The following is a 26404-nucleotide window of genomic DNA, read 5'->3' on the forward strand; positions in this document are numbered from 1 at the left end:
CTCCCTCGCCACAGGTTATTGCTCGGCCATAACGGTGTGTTACTGCAGTTGTAGCGTCGAGTTGAACTGACTGATCGCATCCACCACATGCCGTGACCCTTCCTGAATCTCCAGGATCACCTGCCCCGCCTCATTCGCCAACTCCACCCCAAGCCCCGTGCGGCTCAAGCTCGACTGCATGCTCGACACCGCGCTGATGGACAAGTCGTGGTTCTTGCGCACCACGTCCACAATCTCGATCGTCGCCTGGCTGGTACGGGCCGCCAAACTGCGCACCTCATCCGCCACCACCGCAAACCCGCGCCCATGCTCACCCGCCCGGGCGGCTTCGATCGCGGCGTTCAGCGCCAGCAGGTTGGTCTGGTCGGCGATGCCGCGAATGGTCTGGACGATGGTGCCGATGATGTCCGACTGTTTGCTCACCGCGTCAATGCTCACGGCGGCTTCGTTAAGGTCACGGGAAATTTCTTCGATGATCTGCACGGTTTGCTGCACCACTTCCGAACCCTTGCGGGCGCAGGCGTCGTTCTGCACCGAGGTGGCGTGGGCCGAGTCGGCAGCGGTGCGCAAGGTGGTGACCTGGTCAGTGATGTCGCTGGCGAACTTCACCACTTTGTACAGCCGCCCGTTGGCATCGAAGATCGGGTTGTAGGAGGCCTCCAGAAACAGCGTCTGACCGTATTTGTCTTTGCGCTCAAACCGGTGGGAGTGGTACTCGCCACGATTGAGGGAGGCCCAGAAGGCTTTATAGGCCGGCGACTCGGTCTCACCGCGATGACAGAACAGGCTGTGGTGCTGGCCGACGATTTCATTGAGGGAATACTTCACCGTCTTCAGAAAGTTATCGTTGGCATTGAGGATCTGGCCTTGCGGGGTGAATTCGATGACCGCCATGGAGCGGCCAATGGCGTCGATCAGGCTCTGGTTTTCATGCTCGCGGTGAATCCGCGCCGAGATGTCCGACGCCACCTTGATCACGCTCTGCACCTGGTTGTCGGCACCGAACACCGGCATGTAGCTGGCTTCCAGCCACACTTCCTGGCCGTGTTTGTTCAAGCGCATGAAGGTGCCGCTGAGGGCCTCGCCCCGCGCCAGGTCGCGCCAGAGCTTGGCGTAGGCCTCGGTGTGGGTGTAGGCCTCCTCGCAGAAAATCCGATGGTGCTTGCCGCGAATTTCTTCGGCGCTGTAGCCCATGGTCTTGCAGAAATTTTCATTGGCATCCAGCACGATGCCGTCGCGATCAAACTCGATCATTGCCATGGAACGGCTGATGGCGGCCAACTTGGCCTTGGCTTCGGTGAGGGCGCAGGAGAAACGTTCGATTTCCAGCAGGTCGGATTTGTGTTGGCGGTTGAACATGTCGGATCACCCTTTATTTTGCCGACGCCCGAGTGGGCGCATTCCATTCACGGTTTGAATCTTGATCACAGACCTTTATCGGGAAACCTATCCGAAACGCTTTATATGCCGAGCATCATCAACGGTTCTGGGTGAGCATAGACACGCGTTGGCGCTATGCAAGGCCACTAGTCAGCCAGCATTTTTAACAACGCATGAACGGCAGCGGACGGGGGTTGGTGGCGTGATGTCACCAAGGCAAACTCGCGGTGCACCGGTTCCGCCAGCGGCATGATGCGCAGGCCATGGCGCTGGGCCGGCACCGTCATTTCGGGCACCAGGGTTACGCCCACGCCTTCGCGCACCAGGCTGAAGGCGCTGTTCCACTCCCGCACCTCCACCCGTACCTCGCGCAACACCAGGCCGGCTTCCTGCGCCAGGCTGCGAGCATTGACGGTGCAGCCGCCGGTGGCGAGCACGAACGGTTGCTGCACCAGTTCTTCCAGCGTCACCGTGGCCTGCGCCGGACGCCGGGAAAACGCGTGCGCCATCGGCAACACCGCCACCCAGTTATCGCGCCCCAGCACCGCGGCATTGCGCTCCGACGGCGGGTTGAGCACCACACCCAGGTCGATCAGGTTCGCATCCAGCAAGGTGTTCACTTCATCGTCCGTGACTTCCAGGGCCGTGACCTCGATGCCCGGGTAAAGCTGGTTGAACCGCCGCAGCAGCGGCGGCAGAAACACCGCCAGCACCATGGGGAAGCTGGCGATGCGAATCGTCCCACGCAGCATGGGCCGCGCTTCGTCCACGGTGGTACGAATCGCCTGCAAGGCCCCCAGCATCACCCGCGCCTGCTCGATCACTTGCAGGCCCAGGGCGGTGGGCAAGGTCTGGCGCGCCTCGCGCACAAACAGTTGCGCCCCCAGGTTGGCCTCCATGGCCGCCATCGCCTGGCTGGCGGCGGACTGGGTCATGCCCACCCGCTCGGAGGCGGCGGTGATACTGCCGTTGTCCGCCACGGCCACCAACAGGCGCCAGTGCATCAGGTTCATCATGGCAGTAGCTGTCCTTATGGCAGGATTCTGAAAGATTAATTTTACCTACGGTGCCACGCCCACGAGACTGAAGGCAACTGTCCTGCGGAGTTGCCCCGATGAAGCTGTATTTTTCCCCGAATGCCTGTTCCCTCGCCTCTCATATCGTGCTGCGGGAATTGGCCCTGCCGTTTGAATTGATCCGCGTCGACAACCAGAAAAAGATCACCGCTGACGGTGACGATTTCCTGTTGATCAACCCCAAGGGCTATGTGGCGGCACTGCAACTGGACAACGGCGAGGTGCTGACCGAAAGCGCCGCCCTCCTGCAATACCTGGCCGACCAAGTGCCGGCGGCGGGCCTGGCACCGGCCAATGGCAGTTGGGAGCGGGTGCGTTTGCAGGAGTGGCTGAACTTTGTGTCCAGCGAGATTCATGGCGGGCTGGGGGTGTTGTTCAAGGACGCGATCCCCGCTGAGGTGAAGGCACTGTTCAAGGCCACATTGTTCAAGCGTTTTGCGATTCTGGTGCAGGCGCTGGAGCGTCAAGATTACCTGCTGGGCGCGCAGTACTCGGTGGCAGACGCGTACCTGTTTGTGGTGCTGCGTTGGGCGGGGTTCTTTGATATCGATTTGCAGCAGTGGCCGGCGCTGGCGAAGTTTCAACAGCGGGTCGGTGAGCGGCCGGCGGTGATTGCCGCGTTGGCGGCCGAAAATCCATGACCTGAAATGCGCTCAAAAATGTGGGAGCTGGCTTGCCTGCGATAGCGATGGTGAATCCAACACCGCTATAGCAGGCAAGCCCGCTCCCACATTTGAGCTTCATTGTTTTAGAGAATGGCGTTCAAGCCATCGTTTTCGATGAATGCACTTAACGCCAACACATCCACCGACCCCGAACGATCCTGATCCAGGTGCGCCACCTGGCTGCGCACCGCCTGGTGAATCCACCGGGTGCCCTCCCCCAGTTGAACGGTGCCCCGCAGGTCCACCGCCTGCGCCGCCACGATCAGCTCAATGCTGCCCAGCCACACCACCTGCTGCACCAGCTGCCGGGTTTTCTCTATGACCGCGAGCGCCTGCCCCGCATAGTCTTCCACGCGATCGGCCACCGGCACAGTCACCGCCGGGACCGGATTGGCCAAATGCCCGATCTGCGCCACCAACGCCGAACTGGTGCGCTGCAACGCGGCCATGCCCACGTGCCCCGGCTGGTTGATCAGAAAGCGCGGCAGTTCACTGGAGGCCGGCGACAGCAGCTTGGCAATCCGCTCGGCGCTGCACACCGCCACGCGGCTCAGCGCCAGCCCCAACCCTTCAGCCGCCAGCGCGAGGTGCGTGCTGTCGAAATTCGCCGTGGCCAGCACCAGGGCCTGTTCGCTGATCAACGCCGGATTGTCCGCACCGCTGGCCAGCTCCAGTTCGATCAGCTCGCGCAATTGCTGCGCCGCCTGTTGCGCCGCGCCCTGAACCACCGTGGCACAGCGAAAGCTCAGCGGGTCCTGCAGCCGGCGCGGGTTGTCGGCCAATTCACCGCTCGCCAGCAACCCCAATAGCGCTGCTGATTGCTCGCTTTGCCCCGGCGCCGGACGCAACCGCGAAGCCCACGGCTGGAACGGGCTGAGGTTGGCCCGATAGCCTTCACACGACAGCGCCAGCGCCGCCAGCACGGCCTGCAAGGCACGCTCAGCCTCGGCCACCAGCAAGGCGCCAAGGCCGATACTGGCGGAATTGGCGGACACCAGCGCCAGGCCATCCTTGCCCGTCAGTGGCACGCGGAGCGCAAGGCTCAAATGCGCCAGCGGTGCCAGGTCGCTCTCGCCCAACGACCCGAGCAATGGCACTTCGGGTTCAGCCCCCGAATTGAGCAAATCCAGCAGCGCCTGGGCTGCCCCCGGCGAAATCCCGGAACGCCCCTGGGCCAACCCGGCCAGACGGGCGGCGGTGATCCCGCGTATTTCCTGACGATTGGCCAGGCGCCCCACGCCCACCGCACGTCCCAGGGGAATGCTGGCTTGCACGGGCGCCACCGGCGTATCCACCGCCGCACCGAGGCCGGTGGTCACGCCGTAAATCGGGGTGCCTTGCGCCACCAGCCGTAGCAACAGTTGATGCCCTTCGTCGAGACGCTGGCGGGCGGCATCACTGAAGTCCGCCGGTGCGTCTTGCCGGGCGATCAACAGTAACGCCTCAATCGTCAAACCACGGGGATCGAAGTGAATCATGCCCAGCGCAGCCGCTGGCCGATCCCGAGGCGTTTGGATTTTTCCAGCAGCGCATGGCCCAGGGCGATATCGCTGAGGCTTAACCCACGGTGCCAGAACAGGATGGTTTCCTCAGGAGATTCCCGACCGGTTTTCAAGCCGGCCACGATCTGCCCCAACTCGGCATGCAAGGTCTCGGCGCTGAGTGTTCCGGCGTCGACATGGGCGCGCAATGCGCCAAACATGCCGCTTTTGCACTGGCCCCAATCGTCCACCACCCGCTTGTGCATGATGTCGGTCAACGACAATTCCACCGCGCTCATGGTGCCGTAGGGCACGACGAACGCGCCGGGTTTGATCCACTCGGTATGCAGCAAGGGTTGGGGCTGATCCAGGCGCGAGGCCTCGACCACGATGTCGGCGCCGCGCACTGTGGACTCCCAATCGTCGGTAACCGTCACCGGCTTGCCGAGGTCGCGGCGCAGGCGTTCGGCGAAGGCTTCGCGGCTTTCGCTGCGGCGCGAATGCACGCGGATCTCGTCGAAGTCGAACAGGTGGTCCAGCAAGCGCACGTTCCAATAGGCGGTGCCACGGGCGCCGATGTGCGCGAGGATTTTACTGTCGGGCCGGGCCAGGTATTTGGCGCCGATGGCGGTGACCGCGCCGGTGCGCATGTCGGTGATTGCCGAGGCGTCGAGGATGGCTTTGGGGATGCCGGTGGCCGGGTCCAACAGGTTGAGAATCGCCAGCTCCGAGGGCAGGCCCTTGCGGTAGTTGTCGACGAAGTCTCCCACCACCTTGACCCCGGCGTAGCCGATTGCGCCGCCCAGTACACCCCGCAGCACGTTGAAGTGACCGTTGATGTCGCCGCCGGGAATCAGGTGCATGCGCGGCTCGATCACCGCCTCGCTGCGGCCCTGGATGGCCAGGCTGGCTTCGATGGCGTTGAGGATTTCGTCGTTGGTCAGGGCCAGTTCGTCGATGTCCAGGCCGTTGAGAAAGTCGATGTAGATCGGTTGCATGGTCTGCTCACTGATGGGTTACGAAGGGACCTTGAGATTTTTCTTGTGGCCGGAAGGCTCGTTGTGGCGAGGGGGCTTGTCCCCCGTTGGGCCGCGAAGCGGCCCCAATAAGATCGCCGAACTTTTTCAGACAGAGCGGGTTGGCAGGTTGCAGGGCTGCTTCGCAGCCCAACGGGGGACAAGCCCCCTCGCCACAGAAGCTCCCTCGCCACTGGGGTACTCGCATACCCGAAAAGTTATGGGGCCTTGAACACGACTTGCTGCACATCGACCTTTTTCGGAATAAGGCCGTTGGCAAAAAACGCGTCAGCCGTGCCTTGTTGGGTGGCGATGTCTGTCGCGTTCAAGGGCCGGCTCGGCGTCGGCGAGCGGTGCTTGAAGTAGCTTTCCACCACCGCCGGCGGCAAGCCCAGGGTCTTGGCCATCAGCGCAACGCTTTCGTCATGCTGGTCCAAAGACAACCGTTGGGCCTGGGCAAACACCTTGAGAATCGCGGCAACCGCCTGCGGGTGTTGCTTGGCGAACGGCCCGCTGGCGATGAAGAAACTGCCCGCCGGGTTCAGCCCCTGGCCATCCCCCAGCACCTTCGCCGACCCGTCCACCACGGCCGCCGAGTAGTACGGGTCCCACACCACCCAGGCGTCGACCTTGCCTTGTTCAAACGCGGCGCGGCCGTCGGAAGGCGACAGGTACACCACGTTCACATCCTTCCACTGCAAGCCGGCACGCAGCAGGCTTTTGAGGAACAGGTTGTGGGCGCTGGAGCCCTTGAGCAGTGCCACGCGCTTGCCCTTGAGTTCCGCCACGCTGTTCACGGCGCTGTCCTTGGGCAGCAGGATGGCTTCGGTACGGCCGTCATTGGGCTCGACGCCGATGTACTGCATGTCGATCCCGGCGGCCTGGGCGAAGATCGGCGGGATGTCGCCGATATTGCCGATGTCGATGCTGCCGCCGTTCAAGGCTTCGATCAGCGGCGGCCCGCCGAGGAATTCGATCCACTCGACCTTGGTGCCCGGCAGCCCTTGTTCGAACAGGTGATGCTCACGGGCGAGCACCATGCTCACCGAACTTTTCTGGTAGCCGACACGCAGGGTGGCCGGCTCTGCCGCCAACAAAGGCCCGGCGCACAGCGCCAACAGTGTTGCTGCGATGAGCGTGCGCATCAGAGACTCTCCTTGACCTTGGCCGCAACGTCCGCCGGCACCCATTGCTGCCAGACCTGCGGTTGTTCTTTCAGGAACGCTTCGGCCACTTGGCGCGGCGCGGTGCGCTTCTCGGCCATTTGCGCGAGGATGCCGTTGAGCAGGTCAATCGGCAGGTCGACCTTCTCAAAGAACGTCACCAGTTGCGGGTACTGCGCCTTGAACGGCGCCGACACGCCAATCGCCAGGTGCGCCGGCATCGAACGGGTGCCGATGGGGTGCGGGTTGTTGGCGTCGGCCAGGGTCTTCCAGGCGTCGGCGTTGAACGGTGGTTCTTCCAGTTTGATCAGCTTGAAGCGTCCCAGCAGGGGCGTCGGCGACCAGTAGTAGAACAGCACCGGCTTGCCGCGACGGATCGACGAAGCCACCTCGGCATCCAGCGCCGCGCCGGAACCGGTGCGAAAGTTGACGAAGGTGTCGGTCAGGCCATAAGCCTTGAGTTTCTGGCTGTTGACGATCTCCGAGGTCCAGCCGGTGGGGCTGTTGAGAAAGCGCCCGCGGGTCGGGTCTTCGGGGTCACGGAACACGTCTTTGTAGCGGACCAGGTCAGCCACGGATTTAAGCTCCGGGGCCAAGGGTTTGATACCCCGCTCGGCGTCGCCCTTGATCACGTATTCCGGCACCCACCAACCTTCGGTGGCGCCTTTGACGGTGTCGCCCAGGCCGAACACTTTGCCTTCGCTTTCAGCCTTGACCCAGGCCGGACTGCGCCCGGCCCATTCTTCGCCGATCACCTGGATATCATCCTTGGCCAGGGCGGCCTCCAGGCTCACGGTGCTGCCGGGCAAGGTGTCGGTGGGCAGGCCGTAGCCTTTCTCGACGATCAGGCGCAGCACTTCGGTGATCAGGCTGCCGCTTTCCCAGGTGATGTCACCGAAGTGGATCGGTTTGACGGGTTCGGCGGCCGTGGCGGATTGTGCCAGGACGGTCAGTGCCAGTAGCGAGCCACCGAGCAGGTTTTTTAGTGTTCTCATGAGTAGCCTCTTGGAGATTCAAAACAGGTCCAAAGTGGGCAGCGTCAGTGTGGGAGCTGGCTTGCCTGCGATTGCATCACCTCGGTCTGCCTGAAAAACCGAGGTGTCTGCATCGCAGGCAAGCCAGCTCCCACATTTGATCTCCACACCCTTCAAGATCAGGGTTTAAAAGTCATAACTGAGCCGCGTGTAGTAAAACGCCCCTTCCGGCGCCGTCGGCGACAGGTAGCTGTATTGCTGGCCCGGGGTCTGGCGCAAACGGGTGTTGTAGTCGTCAGGTTTGCTGTCGAACAGGTTGTTCACGCCCACCGACACCCGCAGTTGTTTGGTGAAGGCGTAGTTCACGTCCAGGTCGGTGGTCCATTGCGCGCTGAAGGTTTGGTCGTACTGGGCGTTGGCTTCGCTGGACGCATATTTGCGGTACTGGCCGTAACGGGTTTCGTTGAGGGCGATGGTCCATTGGTTGAGTTTGTGGACCGCGCCAAACACCAGCTTGTCTTCCGGGTAACCGTGCTCCAGGAAGCCTCGGGATTCACGGGTCAGCACTTCGAAGCCGTTGGGGTTTTCGTGGATTTTCTCGATGGTGGTGCGGGCCTTGGTGTAGCCCGCCGACAGGTTCAGGTTGCCGAACTGTTCAAGGTCCAGGTTGTACTTGCCCACGATGTCGACGCCACGGGTGCGGGTGTCGGCGGCGTTGGTCATGAACTGCGCCCAGGAGTACTGGCCGTAGCCGGCATCCTTGAGGATCTGCTCGGCCAGCGGCCCGGAAATGCCGCCGCTGAACAGCAGGCGGTCACGAATCGAAATCTGATAGGCGTCGATGGTCAGCGAGGCCTGCTCGGTGGGGCGCAGCACCAGGCCCAGGGAGTAGTTGGTGGACTTCTCGGGTTTCAGCGGCTGGGCGCCCAGGGCGCGGGCGGCCGGGTTGTCGGCCGGCAGCATGCGGGTCAGCACCGGGTTGCCGTTGGCGTCGAGGTTGGTGGTGGTGGTCCAGGAGGTGCCGATCTGGCCCAGGCTGGGGGCGTGGTAGGCGTTGTTGACCGTGGCCCGCAGGCCGACTTTCGGGGTGAAGTCATAGCGCGCCGAGAGCTTGCCGGTGGTGGCCGACCCGAAGTCCGAGTAGTGCTCGGTACGCCCGGCAATACCGACCTGGAGCTTGTCGGTGACCTGGTTTTCCAGGCCGAAGTACACGCCGCCCACGTCACGCTTGAAGGTACCGGCGTCGTCCGGCGTCAGGCCCGAAGCCTGCACCGCGCCCACCTGCACACCATCGATGCCGCCATAGGAGTAGGAATCGTAGTCGCCCGCCTCCAGCCGATATTGTTCATGCCGGTAGGCCACGCCCGCCGACACGGTGAGCGGATGGCTCGACCAGTCGACGTCCAGATCCTTGGCGTAATCCAGGGTGATGTTGGTCTGGTCGTTGACCAGGGTGGCGACGTTGAATTTGGTCGGGCTGTTCAGGCCATAGCTCGGGTTGACGGTGTTGAAGGCCAGTTCGTCGTGCTCGTCGCGGCCATAGGTAGCGCTCAGGTCGAAGCGGCCGATGCTCTCGTCTTCGTAGCGGGTGCCGACGGTGATGGCGCCGTCCTCATAGCGATAGCGGTATTTCGGAATGGTGCCGTTGGGGTAAATCCCGGCGACGTTGTTCGGGCTGCTGGCCAATAGCGGCGGCGTGTTGTTCACCGACGTGTCCTGGCCGAACGTGGCGAAGCTGTAGAGGCGCCACTGGTCGTTCAGGCCGATTTCGGCGTTGGCCGCCAGGTTGTATTTGTCGCGCCCGGCACCGCCCCAGCGCGGGTCTTGTACCTGGCCGTCGGCGACGTATTTGTCGCCGATATCATCGGGTTTGTTGTTCAGGGTGTTGAAGCTCAGGGTCAGGAAGCCGTCCCCCGGCAAGCCGATGCCGTACCAGCCGTCGGTGGTTTTGCTGAAGCCGTCGCCCTGGGCGTATTTGCCCAGTTGGGTGTTGATGCCGCCGCCGCTGTCGCGCTCCTTGAGCACGATGTTGACCACACCGGCCACCGCGTCAGACCCGTACTGCGCCGAGGCACCATCGCGCAGCACTTCGACATGGTCGATGGCGCTGATGGGGATCATGTCCAGGTCCACCGGCTGCGCGCCAATGAACGGCACGCCACCGGAAATATTCACCACCGCCGAGGTGTGCCGGCGCTTGCCGTTGATCAGCACCAGGGTCTGGTCGGGTGACAGGCCGCGCAAGGAGGCACCTTTCGGGTCCTGGCCACGGGTGGCGCTGTTGTTCTGTGGAAAGTTGAACGACGGCAGCAACTGGAACAGCGCCTGGTTGAGGCTGGTGGCGCCGGTCTGCTTGAGTTCTTCAGCGTTGATCACATCCACCGGCGCGCTGCTGGTCAGGGCCGTGGCGTCGCTGCGACGGGTGCCGATGGCGACGACGCGGTCGAGGGTCGGCGCCTGGGCTTCGGCGGTTTGCGCCTTGATGCTGTTGCTGGCAGGCGCGACTTTGGCGCCTTCCTTGATGATGAATGCACCGTCCGGGCTGACCTGGACTTGCAGGCCGGTGCCCTTGAGCGCGGCGTCTACCGCCTGTTGCGCTGACAGCGAACCGTCGACCCGCGCCGAGGAATAGTTGCCCAGCTGCGGCGTGAACGAAATCACCTGGCCGCTCTGGCGGCTGATGTTCAGCAGCACTTCGTCCAGCGGGCCGGGCGCGATGTGGTAGACCTGCCGCGCGTCTTCGGCGCTGGCCGCGAACGCCAGGAACAGGCTGGCCAACGGCACCAGGGCAAAGGTTCGAAGCGGTGTACTGTTGAATGGGCTCACGTTGGCTCCCCCCAAGGAAACTCCTGGGCGCTGCTCCCCGCAGCGCCTACGGGAGTGATGTGGGATGGCCAGGGCAAAACTTGCAGATCGTTTGGTTATGTCGTTAGAACCGACCAGAAACGATGCAATTTCCAGGGTAAAAACCCAATCAATGTGGGAGCTGGCTTGCCTGCGATGCAAACAACTCGGTACATGAGGGATACCGAGTCGATCCCATCGCAGCCTCGCCGGGGCTCGACAGCTCCCACATTGAACGGGGCTCACACAGGATTTTTGGTGGTTTTCAGGCTGCACTGACGGTCACCCACAACCCGGTCCGGCGGATGATATGGATCGGCAGGGTGCGGGCCAGGGTGTCGAGGATCTGGTCGGGGTTGTCGAGGCGGTACAGGCCGCTGACCCGCAAACCCGCCACCGCCGGATCAAGGCGCAGCACGCCGTCGTGATACGGGCGCAGCGCATCAATCACCTCCACCAGCGGGCGATCACGCACTTGCAGGAAGCCGTCGATCCACGCCGTCGCCCCCGACGAACTGGCCAGCACCGGGCCGAAGCCGAAGCGGTCGTAAGTCACCTCGTGCCCGGCCTCCAGTTGCAGGCGCTCGCCGTTCTGGCCGTCGATCTCCAGGGCGCCATTGAGCGCTACCACATGGCCCTGCCCTTCGCGCTCGCGCAGCAACAGGCGATTGCCAAAGGCATGCAGTCGGGCCAGGTCGGTCTGGATGAAAAACGGCCGGCGGCTGTCCCCGGCAATCTTCGCTAGCAACTCGCCGTCGCGCAGGCGCACCACCCGGCGTTGCAGGTCGAATTGAATGTCGGCGGCACTGCGGGCGTTGAGCAGTAACTCGCTGCCATCGGCCAATTTCACGGTGCGCCGTTCGCCGGTGCCGGTGCGAATGTCGGCGGTCAAATCCTCCACCACCGGCCGGGCCAGCCAACCGGCGCCCAGCATCAGACCAGCGCCGACCAGGGCGCCGCGCAACACGGTGCGACGGCTGGAAGGCGCGTCCAGTGCCTGTTGCAACACCTTGCCGCTGACGCCTTGGGCCTGTGGAATCTGAAACACGCCGAGGCGGGTTTCCAGCTGTTGGCACAACGCCTCGTGGCGCGGGTCTTCGGCGCGCCATTGGTGGTAGCGCTGCCAGTCGGCGGCGCTGGCCTCGCCGGAGCGCAGCAACACCACCCAGCGGGTGGCGCTGTCGATCAGTTCGTCGCTCATTCCAGGCACAGCCGCAGGCAGCGGTTGACGGCGCGGGTCATGTAGTCGCTGACCGAGCGTTGGGAGATGCCCAGTTCCACCGCGATCTCCGGGTAGGTCAGGCCATTGAGTTGGGACAGCAGAAAGGTCGCCTTGACCTTGGCCGGCAAGCCGTCGAGCAACTGGTCGATGGCCTGCAGGGCTTCGAGCATTTGCGCCAGGTCTTCAGGGGATGGCGCGGGCGAGGTTTCGTCCTCGTCCAGGGCGTCGAGGTACGCGCGCTCCAGGTCACGGCGGCGCCACAGTTGGTACATCAGGCGCTGGGCGATGGTGGTGAGCAAGGCGCGCGGCTGGCGAATCGGTGCCACGCCCGGGGAACTCAGGAGCTGGACGAAGGTGTCGGCGGCGATGTCTTCGGCGTGGGCACGGGAATCGAGATGGCGGTGCAAACGGCTGCACAGCCAGTCGTAATGACTGCGGAATAATCCGCCCACGTAGTCGCGGTGAGAAGTGTCGGCGCCGGACATAGTGGCTCCATCTGAGTAGGTTGCACGTTATGTCCGGTGTTCCGGTGGAGCGATCCTAGCAAGGCTTCTTATTCTTTAATAATATTTAAAATGCATTTTTATATAACTTATAGTTCTTATCTTCTACGTAACAGATCATTCCCACGCTCAGCGAGGGAATGCCGCCCTGGACGCTCCGCGTCTGCGGTGAAGTCGTGACGCAGAGCGTCACAGGGTGCATTCCCACGCGGAGCGTGGGAACGATCATTGGAGCTTTGGGTAACCCAGGGCTTCGGCCTGTTGTCGGTAATCCAGCAGCAGCTGGTAATCAGCTTCGGTGGCGGGCAGCACTTCGTGTACGCCGAGGATTTCAACCACGTCGGGCAAGTCCTGCAAGGCCAGGTTCATCGTCTCACGCAGGGCTTCACTTGAGCCCAGCGCGCTGATGTAGGGCAGGGTCGGGCTCGGCGCACTGCGGGTGACGAGCCGCAACCCGGCCACTTCCTCCGGCGCAAAACGGGCGAGGTAGTCGAAGGTCACACTGTCGATGGCGGCAAGGTCGGCGCGGTCTTCCCGCAGCCAGCGCAGGCTTTCGCGATGGGCGCCACTGATGCCGACCTCGGCAAAGAACCGGCCGCCCTGCTGCAACGGCGCCAGGCGTTCGCGCAGCAGGTTCATGCCGCTGTTGGAGTCGTGGCCATTGATCACGCCACGGCTGTCGTAAAAGTCGGCCAAGCCGCTGCGTGGATTGTCATCGCGGGTCAGCAACAGGCTGCAATGCTGGCCGCCGCTGCTGTGGGGCAGTTCGTAGCGCGGGCGGCCGATCACCTGGACGTGCCCGCGCAGCTCGGTCATCAGCGGGTAGCCGCAGGTTTGCGTCAGCAGCAATTCGGGGGCGCGCCACAGGCTGCGCAGGTCGAGGTGCTCGGCAGTGCGGCGGGTCGCGCCGAGGCGCTCCAGGATGTGCGCAAGCCAACGCTCGTTGGCCTGTTGCACCGGCTGCGGCGCCACGTACATCTGCAATTCGGCGTAGCGGTCACTCATGGTCGTCTCTCAAGCAAAGGGGTGCCGTGGACTGTCGATGGCCTTGAGCCCGTGGCGGCCGATCAACTGGCCGTAACCCTGCACCAGGAACCCGCCGCTGCGCGCCACCCATTGTTCGCGGCGTGCGCGGTAGACGGTGGGCAGCAAAAACCACGGCAGCTTCGGCAAATCGTGGTGCACCAGGTGCAGGTTGTTGTTGAGGAACAGCCAGGTCCACGGCCAGGCGGCTTCGTTAAGCACCGTGCGCTGCTCCGGTTGTGGGTGCGGGCGGTGTTCATAGTAGGAACGGATCGCCGCCACCGACAAGGCCGGCACGCTGACCAGCGCCACGTAGTGCCACACCGGCAGTGCGCTGCAGTGGGCGATGAAGGTCAGCATCAGCACGGTCACGGTGCCATGGCTCAGCCACATCAACCACGCCTGGCGCTGGCCCTGGCGCAGGCGCCTGAACTCGTTGCGCGCCAGCTTCCACAGCGCCAGGGGCGAACCCAGCAGGAAGCGCCCGAGGACGGTCTTGGTCAGCCAGTGCAACGTGCGCTCGAACAGGGAACTGGCGTCCCACTGCCGCTGGTTCAAGTAGCGGCTTTCCGGGTCGACACCGGGCACCGTCAGGTCTTCATCGTTGTGGTGCACCAGGTGGCAGTTGCGATACAGGGTATAGGGATACCAGACGGCGAAAGGCGCGTAGCCGAGGACTTTGTTCAGGGCCGTGAAACGGGTGGGATGGCCGTGCAGGAGTTCGTGTTGCAGGGACATCCACAACGCCACGATCGGGATCAGCAGCGCGGTACTCAGCCACAGGCCGAGCCAATGGCTGCCAAGCATTACGGCGAACCAGCTGGCATACACCCCGATCAGCAACAGCCAGGTCGGCCACTCGGTGCGGGCGGTAAACGTGCGGGCCAGGGCTTCGATTTCGAAGCTGTGGGTTTCATCAAGGTAGTTGGACATCGGCAGCTCAGGGCAGGCGTGGCCGACGAAAAAGTCGGCTTCATCCTGCTCTGTGCGATGAGGCGGGAAAATCTTGCAGATCGTTTGGTGCTGAGCTTAGAACCTTAGTGACCGAACAGATTGCCGTCGGTTTTCTTGGCCTTTTTGTCAGCGCGTTTTTCATCGGCGGTCTTTGCCGGCTTCTTCTTGTCAGCTTTCTTGGAATTCAGACCTTTGGCCATGATGCGTGCTCCACTTACAGGGGATGTAACACTGGGTATACCACCTATTGCCCAACAGAAGGCGCTTTGCCCGACTTATAATCCGCAGCCCCAGAACCTGCGTGTTTGAAAACCATGCCCGAGTTGCACATCGATCGACTGGCAGAGCCTTTATGGCCGCTGCTGAACAAGTTTTACCGCCGCCACAACTCACCCATGAAGGCCCTCAAGGGCGGCCAGTTGTGGGTGGCCAAAGGCAGCGAGATTGTCGCCGGCCTGTGCCTGACGCCGGTGGTGGGCGGGCAATGGCTGACCGGGCTGTTTGTGGACCCGGCGTTGCGCGGCCAAGGGCAGGCAGCACGGCTTATCCGGGCCTCGGTCGCCAGCGTCGACGGCACGGTGTGGCTGCTGTGCCACCCGGAGCTGGAAGGCTTTTACCAGCGCCTCGGCTTTACCCAGGACACGCTGCTGCCGCAGTCCTTGTCCGAGCGCCTGGTGCGCTACAAACGCAACAAGCCCATGATCGCCATGGGCTTAGAACCGTTGGTGAGGTCGACCTTCAATAATGAGTGATCAGCGGTTGCGGGCCCCATGCTAGCCTCGGCGATACAGCGGCCCATTACCAGGATGATCATGAAAGCGACCCTTGCAGCCTTATCCCTTGCAGCCCTCCTCGCCCCGGCCTTGAGCCAGGCAGCCGAAGCCCCGGTTTCCGCCGAACAGTATGCAACCGTGCTCGCCGGCAGTTGGCGCCAGCCTGCGAACAGCGCGCGCGATGTTTATCGTCATCCGCAGCAGACCCTGGAGTTCTTTGGCCTGCGGCCCAACCAGACCCTGATCGAAATCACCCCGGGTGGCGGCTGGTACAGCGAAGTGCTGGCGCCGCTGCTCAAGGACAACGGCCATTACATCGCCGCCGTGCAAGCGCCGAGCAGCAGCGCCTACGCGCGTACATCAGAAGAAAACCTGAAGAAGAAATTCGCCGCAGACCCGGCGCATTACGCCAAGGCCGGCTTCGCCGAGTTCGACCCCAAGGCGCCCGTGCTGGGCAAGCCAGGCTCGGCCGACACGGTGCTGACCTTTCGCAACGTGCATAACTGGGTGATGGCGGACACCGCGCCGGCGATGTTCGAAGCGTTCTTCAAGGTGTTGAAACCGGGTGGCACCCTGGGGGTGGTAGACCACCGGGCCAAGGACGGGGCGTCGCTGGAAGACATCAAGCACAGCGGTTACCTGACCACGGCTTATGTGGTGAAACTGGCCACCGACGCTGGGTTCAAGCTTGAGGGGCAGAGCGAGGTGAATGCCAACCCGAAAGACACCAAGGACTACCCGGACGGGGTCTGGACCTTGCCGCCGGCGTTGACGTTGGGGGAGAAGGACAAGGCCAAGTATGTGGCGATTGGCGAGTCGGACCGGATGACGTTGCGGTTTGTAAAACCCGCTAAATAAGCTGAATGAACATGGCCTAAATGTGGGAGCTGGCTTGCCTGCGATGCAGGCACCTCGGTGTATCAGTTACATCGCGGTGATGCTATCGCAGGCAAGCCAGCTCCCACATTTTGATTTGTGTTTTGCTTGAGGGTTATTCGTCCGCGGTGGGATCCATGTCCGGGAACATCACTTCGATAAACCCGAACTTGCTGAAATCGGTAATCCGCGACGGGTACAGCCGGCCGATCAGGTGATCGCACTCGTGCTGTACCACCCGCGCGTGAAAGCCTTCGGCAATCCGCACAATCGGCTCGCCCTTGGGGTCGAAGCCTTCGTAGCGGATCTGCTGGTAACGATCCACCGCCCCACGCAAGCCAGGCACCGACAGGCAACCTTCATAGCCCTCTTCCAGCACCGGGCTGAGCGGCGTGATCAGCGGGTTGATCAGGATGGTCTGGGGCACGGCGGGCGCGTCCGGGTAGCGTTCGCTGCTCTCGAAACCGAAGATCACCAGTTGCAGGTCCACACCCACCTGCGGCGCAGCCAGGCCAACACCGCCCACGTGCTCCATGGTCTGGAACATGTCATCAATCAACTGCCACAGCTCGGGGCTGTCGAACATCTCCGGCGGAACCGGTGGGGCAACACGCAGCAGGCGCTCATCGCCCATTTTCAGGATTTCACGGATCATCGATCAGACTTCGTCGGTAGTGGGCTTGAGGGAAGGGTCCCGGCCAAGGCCGGAAACATGCTGTTTTTCGTCGTGCTCGCCAAAGTCTTTTTCACCTGGATCCTTGCCTTCGGCCGACATGTGTTCAATCACCGCGTTCATCTCCGCCCCCAGCAACAGCACGGCGGCCGAAATGTAGAAGTACAACAGCAACACAATGATCGCGCCGATACTGCCATACATGGCGTTGTAGTCGGCAAAGGTTTTGACGTAATAGCCAAACCCCAGGGAAGCGATGATCCAGACCACCACCGCCAGGACCGAACCCGGGGTGATAAAGCGAAACTTCTGCTTCACATCGGGCATCACGTAGTACATCAAGGCCACGGCGAACATCAACAGGATCACGATCAGCGGCCAACGCAGGATGGTCCACAAGGTCACCACGAATTCCTGCATGCCGATCTGCCCTGCCAGCCATTCCATCACCTGCGGCCCCAGCACCATCAAGGCGGCGGCGGCCAGCAGCATGCCGGCGATGCCGATGGTGTAGAACACCGACAGCGGGAAACGCTTCCAGATCGGCCGGCCTTCCACCACATCGTAGGCGGCGTTCATCGCGCTCATCATCAGGCGCACGCCCGCCGAAGCGGTGTACAGCGCAATCACGATACCCACCGACAGCAGGCCACCCTTGGATTGCTGCAACTGGTCGATCACCGGGTTGACCTGCTCCAGGGCCTGGGGCGGCAACACCAGTTCCGATTGCATGCGCAGCCAGGTGAAGAAGTCAGGCAGGTGCAGGAAACCGATCAGGGCAATCAGGAACAGCAGGAAGGGAAACAGCGAGAACAGCATCTGGTAGGCCAGTGCCGAGGCGTACGTAGGCATCTCGTCATCGACGAACTCTTTGACGGTGCGCACCAGCACTTTGTGCAGGGGCAGGCCTTGTAATACCGGAAAAATCATAGCGTCTCCTTTCGCCGCAAAAAGGTTGAGTTCGTGGGCGACTCAGGGGCCGTTTTCTACATCAAGGTAGCCCATTTGGCGACCTTGAAACAATTTCCAAACTTTAATCACTGCAGGTGACACAAAAACGGCCATCCGTGGATGGCCGTCGGGCTGCTGGGTTGCAGTCAGCCAGGTCGGGACTATTTGACCGCTTTCTTTACCGCATCTTTGGTGTCGCCGACGGCTTTTTGCACTTCGCCTTTCTTTTCCTGAACCACGCCTTCAGCCCGCAATTTGTCATTGCCGGTGACTTTGCCGACACCTTGCTTGATGTTGCCGACGGCTTCGTTCGCTAAACCTTTTGCCTTATCCGATGTGCTACTCATGGTATTTCTCCTGGGAACAATCAAGGATTTTGGTCACTACGTAATCGTTGACCCTTGGCCGTTCCGGAGAGTTTCAATTATTTTTGCCCGGCATTTCATCGCACATTTACGCACCCGCCGCAGGTTTGGCTTTATGTTTTGCGGCCAACCCACGAGAATGCCGGGCACATCCAGGCGCAAGCGCCGGATAACAGATCCCGTAGGAAGGTTATGAAACTCAATAAAGCACAGGCCATCGCCCGCAGAAACCAGGAACTGGGCGGTGCCGTACTCGGCGTCAACAACTGCCACTTCACCGACCTGGACCGCAAACGCAACATCTGGTGGTTCGACCTGCCGGTGGGGCGGATTGCCGTGGGCCAGTACGAGTGGATTCACTTGTTGATGCACAACGCTGAAAGCGACCAGTTGCTGCACTTGAAAGTGCCGACGGTGTTTTTGCGCGAGAAGCTCGAAGGTTTGGTGGTGCGCAATGCGGGCAAGCGCAAGCCGGAGATCACCCTGGAGCTGAGTGCCGACAAGGATTCGTTCCTCAAGGATGTACGCCCGGCGGGCGCCGGTGTGAGCTTTGCGCAGTTCGCACTGTAACCTGTGGGAGCTGGCTTGCCTGCGATAGCGGTGGGTCAGCTAACACTGCTTTGACTGGCCCACCGCTATCGCAGGCAAGCCAGCTCCCACATTTGGACTGCATTTCAAGTGGCGGGATCAGCGTTCAATAAAAAGCCCCGCATCTGCGGGGCTTTTTTTTAGGCCGGTTACTTCTTCAAACCCGCCTTCTTCAGCTCTTCATCCCGCAGTTCACGGCGCAGAATCTTGCCGACGTTAGTGGTGGGCAGCGCATCGCGGAATTCCACGGCCTTGGGCACCTTGTAGCCGGTGACGTTGGCGCGCATGTGCTCCATCACCTGGTCTTTGGTCAGGGTGGCACCCGGCTTGGCCACGATGAAGATCTTGATGTGCTCCCCGGACTTCTCATCCGGCACACCGATAGCCGCACATTGCAGCACGCCCGGCAGGGTCGCCAGCACGTCTTCCAGCTCGTTGGGGTAGACGTTGAAACCGGAGACCAGAATCATGTCCTTCTTGCGGTCGACAATACGCATGTAGCCATCCGGCTGGATGATCGCGATGTCACCGGTCTTCAGCCAGCCTTCGCTGTCGAGGATCTCGGCGGTGGCGTCTTCGCGCTGCCAGTAGCCCTTCATCACTTGCGGGCCCTTGACGCACAGCTCGCCCACTTCACCCAGCGCCAGTTCGACGCCGTCATCGGTGATGACCTTGCACAGGGTCGACGGCACCGGAATGCCGATGGTGCCAACCTGGATATGCTGGATAGGGTTCACAGTGGCCACCGGGCTGGTTTCGGTCATGCCGTAACCTTCGCAGATCGCGCAGCCGGTGACGTCTTTCCAGCGTTCGGCCGCCGCCAGTTGCAGGGCCATGCCGCCCGACAGGGTGACTTTCAGCGCCGAGAAATCCAGCTTGCGGAAGGCGTCGTTGTTGCACAGTGCTACAAACAGGGTGTTCAGGCCGACAAAACCGCTGAACTTCCACTTCGACAGTTCCTTGACCATCGCCGACAGGTCGCGCGGGTTGCTGATCAGGATGTTGTGGTTGCCGATCAGCATCATCGCCATGCAATGAAAGGTGAAGGCATAGATGTGGTACAGCGGCAACGGGGTGATCAGGATTTCGCAGCCTTCATTGAGGTTGGAGCCCATCAGCGCCTTGCATTGCAGCATGTTGGCGACGAGGTTGCGGTGGGTCAGCATCGCGCCCTTGGCCACGCCCGTGGTACCGCCGGTGTATTGCAGCACGGCCACGTCGTTGCTGGCGGGGCTGACTTCGTTGACCGGCTGGCCATGGCCCTTGGCCAAGACGTCGTTGAACTTGATCGCCTTGGGCAAGTGGTACGCCGGGACCATCTTCTTCACGTACTTGATGACGCTGTTGATCAGCAGGCGCTTGAGCGGTGGCAACAGGTCGGCGACTTCGGTGACGATCACGTGCTTGACGGCGGTCTTGGGCACGACTTTTTCAGCCAGGTGCGCCATGTTGGCCAGGCAGACCAGGGCCTTGGCACCGGAGTCGTTGAATTGGTGTTCCATTTCCCGCGCGGTGTACAGCGGGTTGGTGTTGACCACGATCAGGCCGGCACGGATGGCGCCGAACACAGCAACCGGGTATTGCAGGACGTTGGGCAGTTGCACGGCGATTCGATCACCGGGCTGCAAGTCGGTATGCTGTTGCAGGTACGCGGCAAACGCGCCGGACAGTTCGTACAGTTCACCGTAGGTGAGTGTCTTGCCCAGGTTGCTGAAAGCCGGTTTGTTGGCGAAGCGCTGGCAGGACTGTTTCAGTACCGCCTGAATATTCGGATACTCGTCTGGATTGATTTCTGCAGCAATCCCGGCGGGGTACTTATCCTTCCAAAAGTCTTCGATCATGGAAGCCCACTCCTCAGCGACGCGAATTCATTCATCGCATTTGATGCGATTATTATTTGTTTGTTTTTTGGGTGAGTCTGGCAGTTAAAAGCAGGCCAAGAGGTCACAAAGCGCGCCGAGAGTAGCAGCTTTGCCAAAGGCCGCCTAGAGCCAAAAGCGGCCCCTACGGTCATAAACATGACTCAAGAATATCTAATGGTCATTTTTAGAGCAAAGATTCTATAAGCCGCAGAAAGGCTCTGGAATGGGGTCTACAGGGCTAAAAAAACAATGTGGGAGCTGGCTTGCCTGCGATTGCGGTTCGTCAGCCAATACATCTGATGACTGATACACCGCAATCGCAGGCAAGCCAGCTCCCACATTTTTGAACCTATTCCAAATCAGGCGATGTCGCGAAGCTCGCGCCGCAAGATCTTGCCCACTGGCGTCATCGGCAACGACTCGCGCAACACAATGTGCTTGGGCACCTTGTAGCCGGTGAAGTTGGCCTTGCAGTAGGTCTTGAGCTCTTCAAGGCTCACGCCCTGGGCACGGGCCACCACAAACAGCTTCACCGCCTCGCCGGTGCGGTCGTCCGGCACGCCGATCACGGCGCAACTGGCCACGGCCGGGTGCGCCATCACCACGTCTTCGATCTCGTTGGGGTACACGTTGAAGCCCGAGACGATGATCAAATCCTTCTTGCGATCCACGATGCGCACAAAACCGTCCGGGTCGATCACGGCGATGTCGCCGGTCTTGAGCCAGCCTTCGGCGTCCAGGGTCTCGGCGGTCGCCACCGGCTGCTGCCAGTAGCCCTTCATCACTTGCGGGCCCTTGATGCACAGCTCGCCCCGCTCGCCCAGCGGCAACTCCGCACCGTTGTCATCAATGATCTTCATCGCGGTGCCCGGCACTGGAATGCCTACGGTGCCCAGCTTCGATTTGCCGCCATACGGGTTGGTACTGGCCACCGGTGAGGTCTCGGTCAGGCCATAGCCTTCGCCAATCGCGCAGCCGGTCAGTTGCTGCCAGCGCTCGGCCGTGGCCTTGACCAGCGCGGTGCCGCCGGAGTTGGTGAGCTTGAGGTGGGAGAAGTCCAGGCTCTTGAAATCCGGATGGTCCATCAGTGCCACAAACAGCGTGTTGAGCCCCAGCAGCCCGGTGAAGCGCCACTTTTTCAGCTCCTTGATAAAGCCGCCAATGTCCCGGGGGTTGGTGATCAGCACGTTGTGGTTGCCCGACACCATCATGCACATGCAATTCGCGGTGAAGGCATAGATGTGGTACAGCGGCAGCGGCGCGACCATCACCTCTTGCCCTTCCTTGATCAGCGGATGGCCGTCGTCCCCCAGTTGCGACATGCAGGCGCGCACCTGTTGCATGTTGGCCACCAGGTTGCCGTGGGTCAGCATCGCCCCCTTGGCCAGGCCGGTGGTGCCACCGGTGTATTGCAGCACGGCGATGTCGTCGAGGGTCACCGGGTGGCGGTTGAGCGCCTGGCCGGCGCCCATGCTCAGGGCGCGCTTGAAGGAGATGGCCCGGGGCAGGCTGTATGCCGGCACCATCTTCTTGACCTTGTCGACCACGGTGTTGATCAGCCACCCCTTGGCGGCGGGCATGAAGTCGCCCATCTTCGCTTCGATCAGGTACTCGATCTCGGTGTCCTTGCTGACTTCTTCAACCCGCGAGCCAAACAGGTTCAGGTACACCAGCGCGCGAATGCCGGCGTCCTTGAACTGGTGGCGCATTTCCCGCGGGGTGTACAACGGGTTGGTGTTGACCACGATCAGCCCGGCGCGCAGGGCACCGAACACGGCAATCGGATAATGCAGGACGTTGGGCATCTGCACCGCAATGCGGTCGCCCGGCTTGAGGTCGGTGTGCCATTGCAGGTAACCGGCGAACGCTGCGCTGCGCCGGTCCAGCTCGGCGTAGGTCAGGGTGATCCCCATGTTGCTGAACGCCGGACGATCGGCAAAGGTCTTGCAGGAACGCTCGAAGACTTCGATCACCGACTTGTAGGCGCTCAGGTCGATGTCGTTGGGAACCCCCGCCGCGCGTTTGTCATTCCAGAAATCAGGTTGCATTATTCTTGTCCTCTTACCTGAGTGGTCCGGCCGCTTTTGATACTGCGATGAAAGCGGAGCTTTGGGGACGTTAGCAGCTATGGTCAATCAGGCAAATACAACAAGATGCGTCATTGATTGTGTGAATCTCCCCGCCACGGCTTGCGCTGATCCAGCGGCTCCCGGCGGATGAGCGATACACTGCAATGACCCTGAGCAAAGGAAGCGCCATGAACCACACCACTTTCTGGCTGACCGCGAATGACCGCAGTCGGGTGTACGTCAACCAGTGGCTGCCGGACGGGCCGCCCAAGGCGTTGATCATGCTGGCCCACGGCATGGCCGAGCACAGTGGCCGTTATGCACGGCTGGCCCAGGCACTGTGTGAGGCCGGTTATGGCCTGTATGCCCCCGACCAGCGCGGCCACGGGCGTACCGCCGACGAGGGCACGCTGGGGCTGTTCGCCGAGAAAGACGGCTGGAGCAAAGTGGTGGGCGACCTGGCGAGCCTCAACCAGCACATCGGCCAGCAGGCGCCCGGGGTGCCGATCATCCTGCTGGGCCACAGCATGGGCAGCTACATTGCCCAGGCGTACCTGCTGCACCACAGCGCCAGCCTCAACGGGGTGATTCTCAGCGGTTCGAATTTCCAGCCGGTGGCGCTGTACGGCGCGGCCAAGGTGATTGCCCATGTCGAACGCCTGCGCCAGGGTTTGCGCGGGCGCAGTGCGCTGATTGATTTCTTGTCGTTTGGATCGTTTAACAAAGCGTTTAAACCCAATCGAACCGCTTTCGACTGGCTCAGCCGCGACCCGGCCGAGGTCGACAAGTATGTCAGCGACCCGCTCTGCGGCTTTCGCTGCACCAACCAGCTGTGGATCGACCTGCTCGGCGGCTTGCAGCAAATCAGCAAAGCGTCCAATCTCGCTCAGATCGATCCGGGCCTGCCGATCCTGATAATGGGCGGTGAATGTGATCCGGTCAGTGAGGGCAAGCGTCTCAAAAGTCTGGCCAACGCATTGCGTGAAGCCGGCTGCCAGAACCTGGAGCTGAGCATTTACCCCCAGGCGCGCCACGAATTATTCAACGAAACCAACCGCGACGCGGTCACAGCCGATGTGCTGGCGTGGCTGGCCCAGGCGACAGAACTGCGCCGGCCGACCCGATGCGAATGATTTTTCGTTTAAAATCAATATATTAAGACTATCGATTAGCCACAGGATGCACCATCAGATGACCCAGGTTACCAACACGCCTTACGAAGCCCTCGAAGTCGGCCAGACCGCCAGCTACAGCAAGACTGTCGAAGAGCGCGATATCCAGTTGTTCGCCGCGATGTCCGGCGACCACAACCCGGTGCACCTGGACGCCGAATTCGCCAAGGCGACCATGTTCAAGGAGCGCATTGCCCACGGCATGTTCAGCGGCGCCCTGATCAGTGCGGCAGTGGCGTGTGAGCTGCCTGGGCCCGGCACGATCTACATTGGCCAGCAAATGACCTTCCAGAAGCCGGTAAAAATCGGCGACACCCTGACCGTGCGTCTGGAAATTCTGGAGAAGCTGCCTAAATTCCGCGTGCGCATCGCCACCCGTGTCTTCAACCAGCGCGATGAGTTGGTGGTTGACGGTGAAGCCGAGATCCTGGCACCGCGCAAGCAGCAGACCGTGACCCTGACCGAGCTGCCAGCCATCAGCATCGGTTAAACCAACGCGCATAAAAAACCCCGCATCTGCGGGGTTTTCTTATTCAGGTGGGGCTCAAGACTGAGCGCGCGCCTGGTTACGCAGGGCTTTCACCTGGTCGTGGTTACGCTGTGCGCCGTGGAACTGGCGCTCTACCAGGTCACGAATGCCCAGCAGGTTGTGCTTGTTGATCTTCTCGATCGCTTCCTTATAAGCCTTCAGGGCATGGTCTTCACCGCGCTCGGCTTCATTCAGCACAGCCTCTTCGTCTTTACCGGTGACCATCGACTTCACGTCGACCCAGCCACGGTGCAAGGCACCGGCAACGCTGCCGGATTTTTCCGGATCGCCACCCAGGGCTTTAACGGCGGTCTGCAGTTCAGCAGCGGCGGTGGCGCAATCAACGGAACGTTTGGCAAACAGGGCTTTGAGTTCTGGATGCTTGATGTCTTCTGCGCAGGTCTTGAAGCCTTCCTGGCCGTCTTTGCTGGTCTCGATCAGGTCATTGAGTACGGAGATCGATTCTTTGTTGATGTCAGTCATTTTTCAATTCCTTCGCGGGTTAAGTAACGTGTCTTAGTAATTGCAGCGCCCGTGCCAGGTTTTTAAGAACAATTTAACCCTTATATTTCAATAAGTTATATTTTAAGCACAAATCTGTATCCGCTTTATTTGCATGATCTGTCATTTGGCCTCCATGCAGAATGCCTGTATTTTCCAACGTATCGACTCAACCACCTGAAGCCCATGAACCCTGAAAAACTTGAACTGCTGATCACCCGCGAAATGCCCTTCGGCAAGTACAAGGGCCGGATCATCGCCGACCTGCCTGGCCCCTACTTGAACTGGTTTGCCCGTGAAGGTTTCCCCCACGGCGAGCTGGGTGGGTTGCTGGCCCTGATGCAGGAAATCGACCACAACGGCTTATCCGAACTGCTGGAACCCCTACGCGCCAAACACGGCAAGCCCGCCCCTCGTCATTAATAGAGCACGCACATGGACAGTACCCGCGACGAACACCACTGGCACGCCATCGCCCAGCGCTACGACCTGGAGCCCGGCCCGATAAACCTGGAAAACGGTTACTTCGGGCGCATGAGCCGCGCGGTACTGGAGCAGTATCAGGACCACGTAGCCTTCATCAATCGCAGCAATTCGATCCATGTGCGCCAGCGTTTCGAGCAGGGCGAAAACCTCGAGATTCGTAACCAATTGGCACAGTTGCTGGACGCCGATCCCGAAGCCGTCGCCCTCACCCGCTGTGCCTCGGATGCGCTGCAGTCGCTGATCCGCAACTACAACCGCTTGCAGCCCGGCGACCAGGTGCTGATCAGCGACCTGGAGTACGACACCGTCAAGGGCGCCATGCGCTGGCTGGCGCAGAACCGTGGGGTGGAGGTGATTGAAATTGCCCACGAACACCCAGCCAGTTTCGACAGCCTGGTGCAGACGTATCGCGATGCGTTCGTGCGCTATCCTCGGCTGAAATTGCTGGCACTGACCTACGTGACCCACCGCACCGGGCTGGTCATGCCGGTGGAGGCGATAGCCGCCGCTGCCAAAGAACATGGTATTGATGTGATCCTGGATGGCGCCCATGCGCTGGGGCAGATCGAGTTCAACCTGGCGCAGTTGGGCATCGCGTTTGCCGGCTTCAACCTGCACAAGTGGATTGGCGCGCCGTTGACCCTGGGCTTTATCTACATCGACCCGCAGCGGTTGGCGGACATTGATCCGGACATGGGTGAGTTTCACTACCCGGCCACCGACGTACGTGCGCGTACGCCCTACAGCACGCCGAATTTCCCGGCACTGATGACCTTGCCCCTGGTGTTCGAAGAGCATCGGTTGTTGGGCGGATCGAAGGCCAAGGGTGCCCGGCTCAACTACCTGCGGGACTTATGGGTGAGCGAGGTGCGCCAGTTGCCGGGGATTGAAGTGCTGACGCCGGATGATCCACGGCTGTATTGCGCGATTACGTCATTCAAGTTCACTGATCAGGCGGATCAACAGGTGATGGCGGATCGGCTGCTCAAGGAATATGACCTGTTTACGACGACTCGCAGCGGGGCTTCGTTCGGCAGTTGCATTCGGGTGACGCCAGGCTTTCTGACTTCGGCGGCAGATATTCATGTGCTGATCAAAGCTATCACCGAGTTGAGCGCGGGCTAGAAATTGTGGGAGCTGGGTTGACTGCGATGGCGGCGGATCAGTTGCCCATGTACTGGCGGACACAGGGCTATTGCAGCTTGAGTCTCTACGCTCTGTTGGGCTGGTTGACTGAGTACATATCCGTTATTTAGGT

The 26404-nt window shown here is 61.3% G+C and carries 25 protein-coding genes and 1 pseudogene; 8 read left to right on the top strand and 18 right to left on the bottom strand.

The annotated features are described in order from the left end of the window. Positions 1-39 precede the first annotated feature (39 nt). The 3 genes and pseudogenes from HX855_RS33740 to HX855_RS01840 form a co-directional block, all read right to left on the bottom strand. Positions 40-612, bottom strand: coding sequence for a methyl-accepting chemotaxis protein (locus tag HX855_RS33740; RefSeq protein ID WP_371132976.1), 573 nt, complete (start codon positions 610-612; stop codon positions 40-42). A gap of 18 nt (positions 613-630) precedes the next feature. Continuing rightward, a pseudogene (locus HX855_RS33745) lies at positions 631-1359 on the bottom strand (PAS domain-containing protein); the annotation flags it as partial. A 167-nt stretch (positions 1360-1526) separates the two neighbouring features. Next, on the bottom strand, positions 1527-2396 hold the full coding sequence (locus tag HX855_RS01840; RefSeq protein ID WP_177086436.1) for a LysR family transcriptional regulator: 870 nt from the start codon (positions 2394-2396) through the stop codon (positions 1527-1529). Positions 2397-2494: 98 nt separating this feature from the next. Here HX855_RS01840 and gstA point away from each other — a divergent pair, with 98 nt between their 5' ends. Continuing rightward, positions 2495-3097, top strand: a complete 603-nt coding sequence (gene gstA, locus HX855_RS01845) for a glutathione transferase GstA (RefSeq protein WP_177086438.1) — start codon at positions 2495-2497, stop codon at positions 3095-3097. Positions 3098-3204: 107 nt separating this feature from the next. On the opposite strand, the gene HX855_RS01850 is transcribed toward gstA, so the two are convergent. From HX855_RS01850 to HX855_RS01890, 9 genes are all read right to left on the bottom strand, one after another. Further along, positions 3205-4599, bottom strand: coding sequence for an aromatic amino acid lyase (locus tag HX855_RS01850; protein ID WP_177086440.1), 1395 nt, complete (start codon positions 4597-4599; stop codon positions 3205-3207). Then, positions 4596-5600 carry an ornithine cyclodeaminase family protein gene (locus HX855_RS01855; protein WP_177086442.1) on the bottom strand — a complete coding sequence of 335 codons (1005 nt, stop codon included), beginning with the start codon at positions 5598-5600 and terminating at the stop codon, positions 4596-4598. The genes HX855_RS01850 and HX855_RS01855 overlap by 4 nt, the downstream gene beginning before the upstream one ends. A gap of 236 nt (positions 5601-5836) precedes the next feature. Continuing rightward, positions 5837-6763 carry an aliphatic sulfonate ABC transporter substrate-binding protein gene (locus HX855_RS01860; RefSeq protein WP_177086444.1) on the bottom strand — a complete coding sequence of 309 codons (927 nt, stop codon included), beginning with the start codon at positions 6761-6763 and terminating at the stop codon, positions 5837-5839. Beyond that, positions 6763-7776: an ABC transporter substrate-binding protein gene (locus tag HX855_RS01865; RefSeq protein WP_177086446.1), complete on the bottom strand. Its 1014-nt coding sequence runs from the start codon at positions 7774-7776 to the stop codon at positions 6763-6765. Before HX855_RS01865 ends, HX855_RS01860 begins: the two co-directional genes overlap by 1 nt. 165 nt (positions 7777-7941) lie before the next feature. Continuing rightward, positions 7942-10581: a TonB-dependent receptor gene (locus HX855_RS01870; RefSeq protein ID WP_177086449.1), complete on the bottom strand. Its 2640-nt coding sequence runs from the start codon at positions 10579-10581 to the stop codon at positions 7942-7944. A gap of 283 nt (positions 10582-10864) precedes the next feature. Beyond that, entirely contained in the window at positions 10865-11800 is a 936-nt protein-coding gene (locus HX855_RS01875) for a FecR domain-containing protein (RefSeq protein ID WP_177086451.1), read from the bottom strand. Then, a complete protein-coding gene (locus HX855_RS01880) occupies positions 11797-12306 on the bottom strand; it encodes a sigma-70 family RNA polymerase sigma factor (RefSeq protein WP_177086453.1) in 510 nt (169 codons plus the stop codon). Before HX855_RS01880 ends, HX855_RS01875 begins: the two co-directional genes overlap by 4 nt. A 243-nt stretch (positions 12307-12549) precedes the next feature. Then, positions 12550-13329 carry a phosphate/phosphite/phosphonate ABC transporter substrate-binding protein gene (locus HX855_RS01885; RefSeq protein WP_177086455.1) on the bottom strand — a complete coding sequence of 260 codons (780 nt, stop codon included), beginning with the start codon at positions 13327-13329 and terminating at the stop codon, positions 12550-12552. Positions 13330-13338: 9 nt separating this feature from the next. Further along, complete coding sequence (locus HX855_RS01890) at positions 13339-14280, bottom strand: fatty acid desaturase (RefSeq protein ID WP_177086457.1); 942 nt, start codon at positions 14278-14280, stop codon at positions 13339-13341. A gap of 335 nt (positions 14281-14615) precedes the next feature. On the opposite strand from HX855_RS01890, the gene HX855_RS01895 reads away from it, so the two are divergent. Continuing rightward, positions 14616-15053, top strand: a complete 438-nt coding sequence (locus HX855_RS01895) for a GNAT family N-acetyltransferase (RefSeq protein WP_177086459.1) — start codon at positions 14616-14618, stop codon at positions 15051-15053. Positions 15054-15113: 60 nt separating this feature from the next. Beyond that, positions 15114-15932 carry a class I SAM-dependent methyltransferase gene (locus HX855_RS01900; RefSeq protein ID WP_177086461.1) on the top strand — a complete coding sequence of 273 codons (819 nt, stop codon included), beginning with the start codon at positions 15114-15116 and terminating at the stop codon, positions 15930-15932. 133 nt (positions 15933-16065) lie between these two features. Here the strand turns inward: HX855_RS01900 and def are convergent, their stop codons facing one another. From def to HX855_RS01915, 3 genes are all read right to left on the bottom strand, one after another. Next, positions 16066-16605, bottom strand: a complete 540-nt coding sequence (def, locus tag HX855_RS01905; RefSeq protein WP_177086463.1) for a peptide deformylase — start codon at positions 16603-16605, stop codon at positions 16066-16068. Between the two features lie 3 nt (positions 16606-16608). After that, positions 16609-17553 (bottom strand): YihY/virulence factor BrkB family protein, encoded by a 945-nt coding sequence (locus HX855_RS01910; RefSeq protein WP_177086465.1) that lies wholly within the window; start codon positions 17551-17553, stop codon positions 16609-16611. Between the two features lie 182 nt (positions 17554-17735). Continuing rightward, positions 17736-17921: a CsbD family protein gene (locus HX855_RS01915; protein ID WP_003213044.1), complete on the bottom strand. Its 186-nt coding sequence runs from the start codon at positions 17919-17921 to the stop codon at positions 17736-17738. 210 nt (positions 17922-18131) lie between these two features. Between HX855_RS01915 and HX855_RS01920 the strand changes: the two genes are divergently transcribed. After that, a complete protein-coding gene (locus HX855_RS01920; RefSeq protein WP_003213043.1) occupies positions 18132-18509 on the top strand; it encodes a hypothetical protein in 378 nt (125 codons plus the stop codon). 167 nt (positions 18510-18676) lie between these two features. Here the strand turns inward: HX855_RS01920 and fadD1 are convergent, their stop codons facing one another. Together fadD1 and fadD2 are read right to left on the bottom strand one after the other, a co-directional pair. After that, a complete protein-coding gene (gene fadD1, locus HX855_RS01925; protein WP_177086467.1) occupies positions 18677-20368 on the bottom strand; it encodes a long-chain-fatty-acid--CoA ligase FadD1 in 1692 nt (563 codons plus the stop codon). Between the two features lie 380 nt (positions 20369-20748). After that, complete coding sequence (fadD2, locus tag HX855_RS01930) at positions 20749-22437, bottom strand: long-chain-fatty-acid--CoA ligase FadD2 (RefSeq protein ID WP_177086468.1); 1689 nt, start codon at positions 22435-22437, stop codon at positions 20749-20751. A gap of 209 nt (positions 22438-22646) precedes the next feature. Here fadD2 and HX855_RS01935 point away from each other — a divergent pair, with 209 nt between their 5' ends. Continuing rightward, a complete protein-coding gene (locus HX855_RS01935; protein WP_177086470.1) occupies positions 22647-23591 on the top strand; it encodes an alpha/beta hydrolase in 945 nt (314 codons plus the stop codon). 58 nt (positions 23592-23649) lie between these two features. Further along, entirely contained in the window at positions 23650-24120 is a 471-nt protein-coding gene (locus HX855_RS01940; RefSeq protein WP_003213034.1) for a MaoC family dehydratase, read from the top strand. Positions 24121-24174: 54 nt separating this feature from the next. Here HX855_RS01940 and HX855_RS01945 read toward each other — a convergent pair whose 3' ends face one another. After that, a complete protein-coding gene (locus HX855_RS01945) occupies positions 24175-24642 on the bottom strand; it encodes a PA2169 family four-helix-bundle protein (protein WP_076015853.1) in 468 nt (155 codons plus the stop codon). Between the two features lie 204 nt (positions 24643-24846). Between HX855_RS01945 and HX855_RS01950 the strand changes: the two genes are divergently transcribed. Together HX855_RS01950 and HX855_RS01955 are read left to right on the top strand one after the other, a co-directional pair. Then, positions 24847-25083 (top strand): DUF3820 family protein, encoded by a 237-nt coding sequence (locus HX855_RS01950; protein ID WP_003213031.1) that lies wholly within the window; start codon positions 24847-24849, stop codon positions 25081-25083. 12 nt (positions 25084-25095) lie between these two features. Further along, entirely contained in the window at positions 25096-26271 is a 1176-nt protein-coding gene (locus HX855_RS01955) for an aminotransferase class V-fold PLP-dependent enzyme (protein WP_177086472.1), read from the top strand. Positions 26272-26404 lie beyond the last annotated feature (133 nt).

It is taken from the genome of Pseudomonas sp. IPO3778 (assembly GCF_013386825.1).
GTDB lineage: Bacteria > Pseudomonadota > Gammaproteobacteria > Pseudomonadales > Pseudomonadaceae > Aquipseudomonas.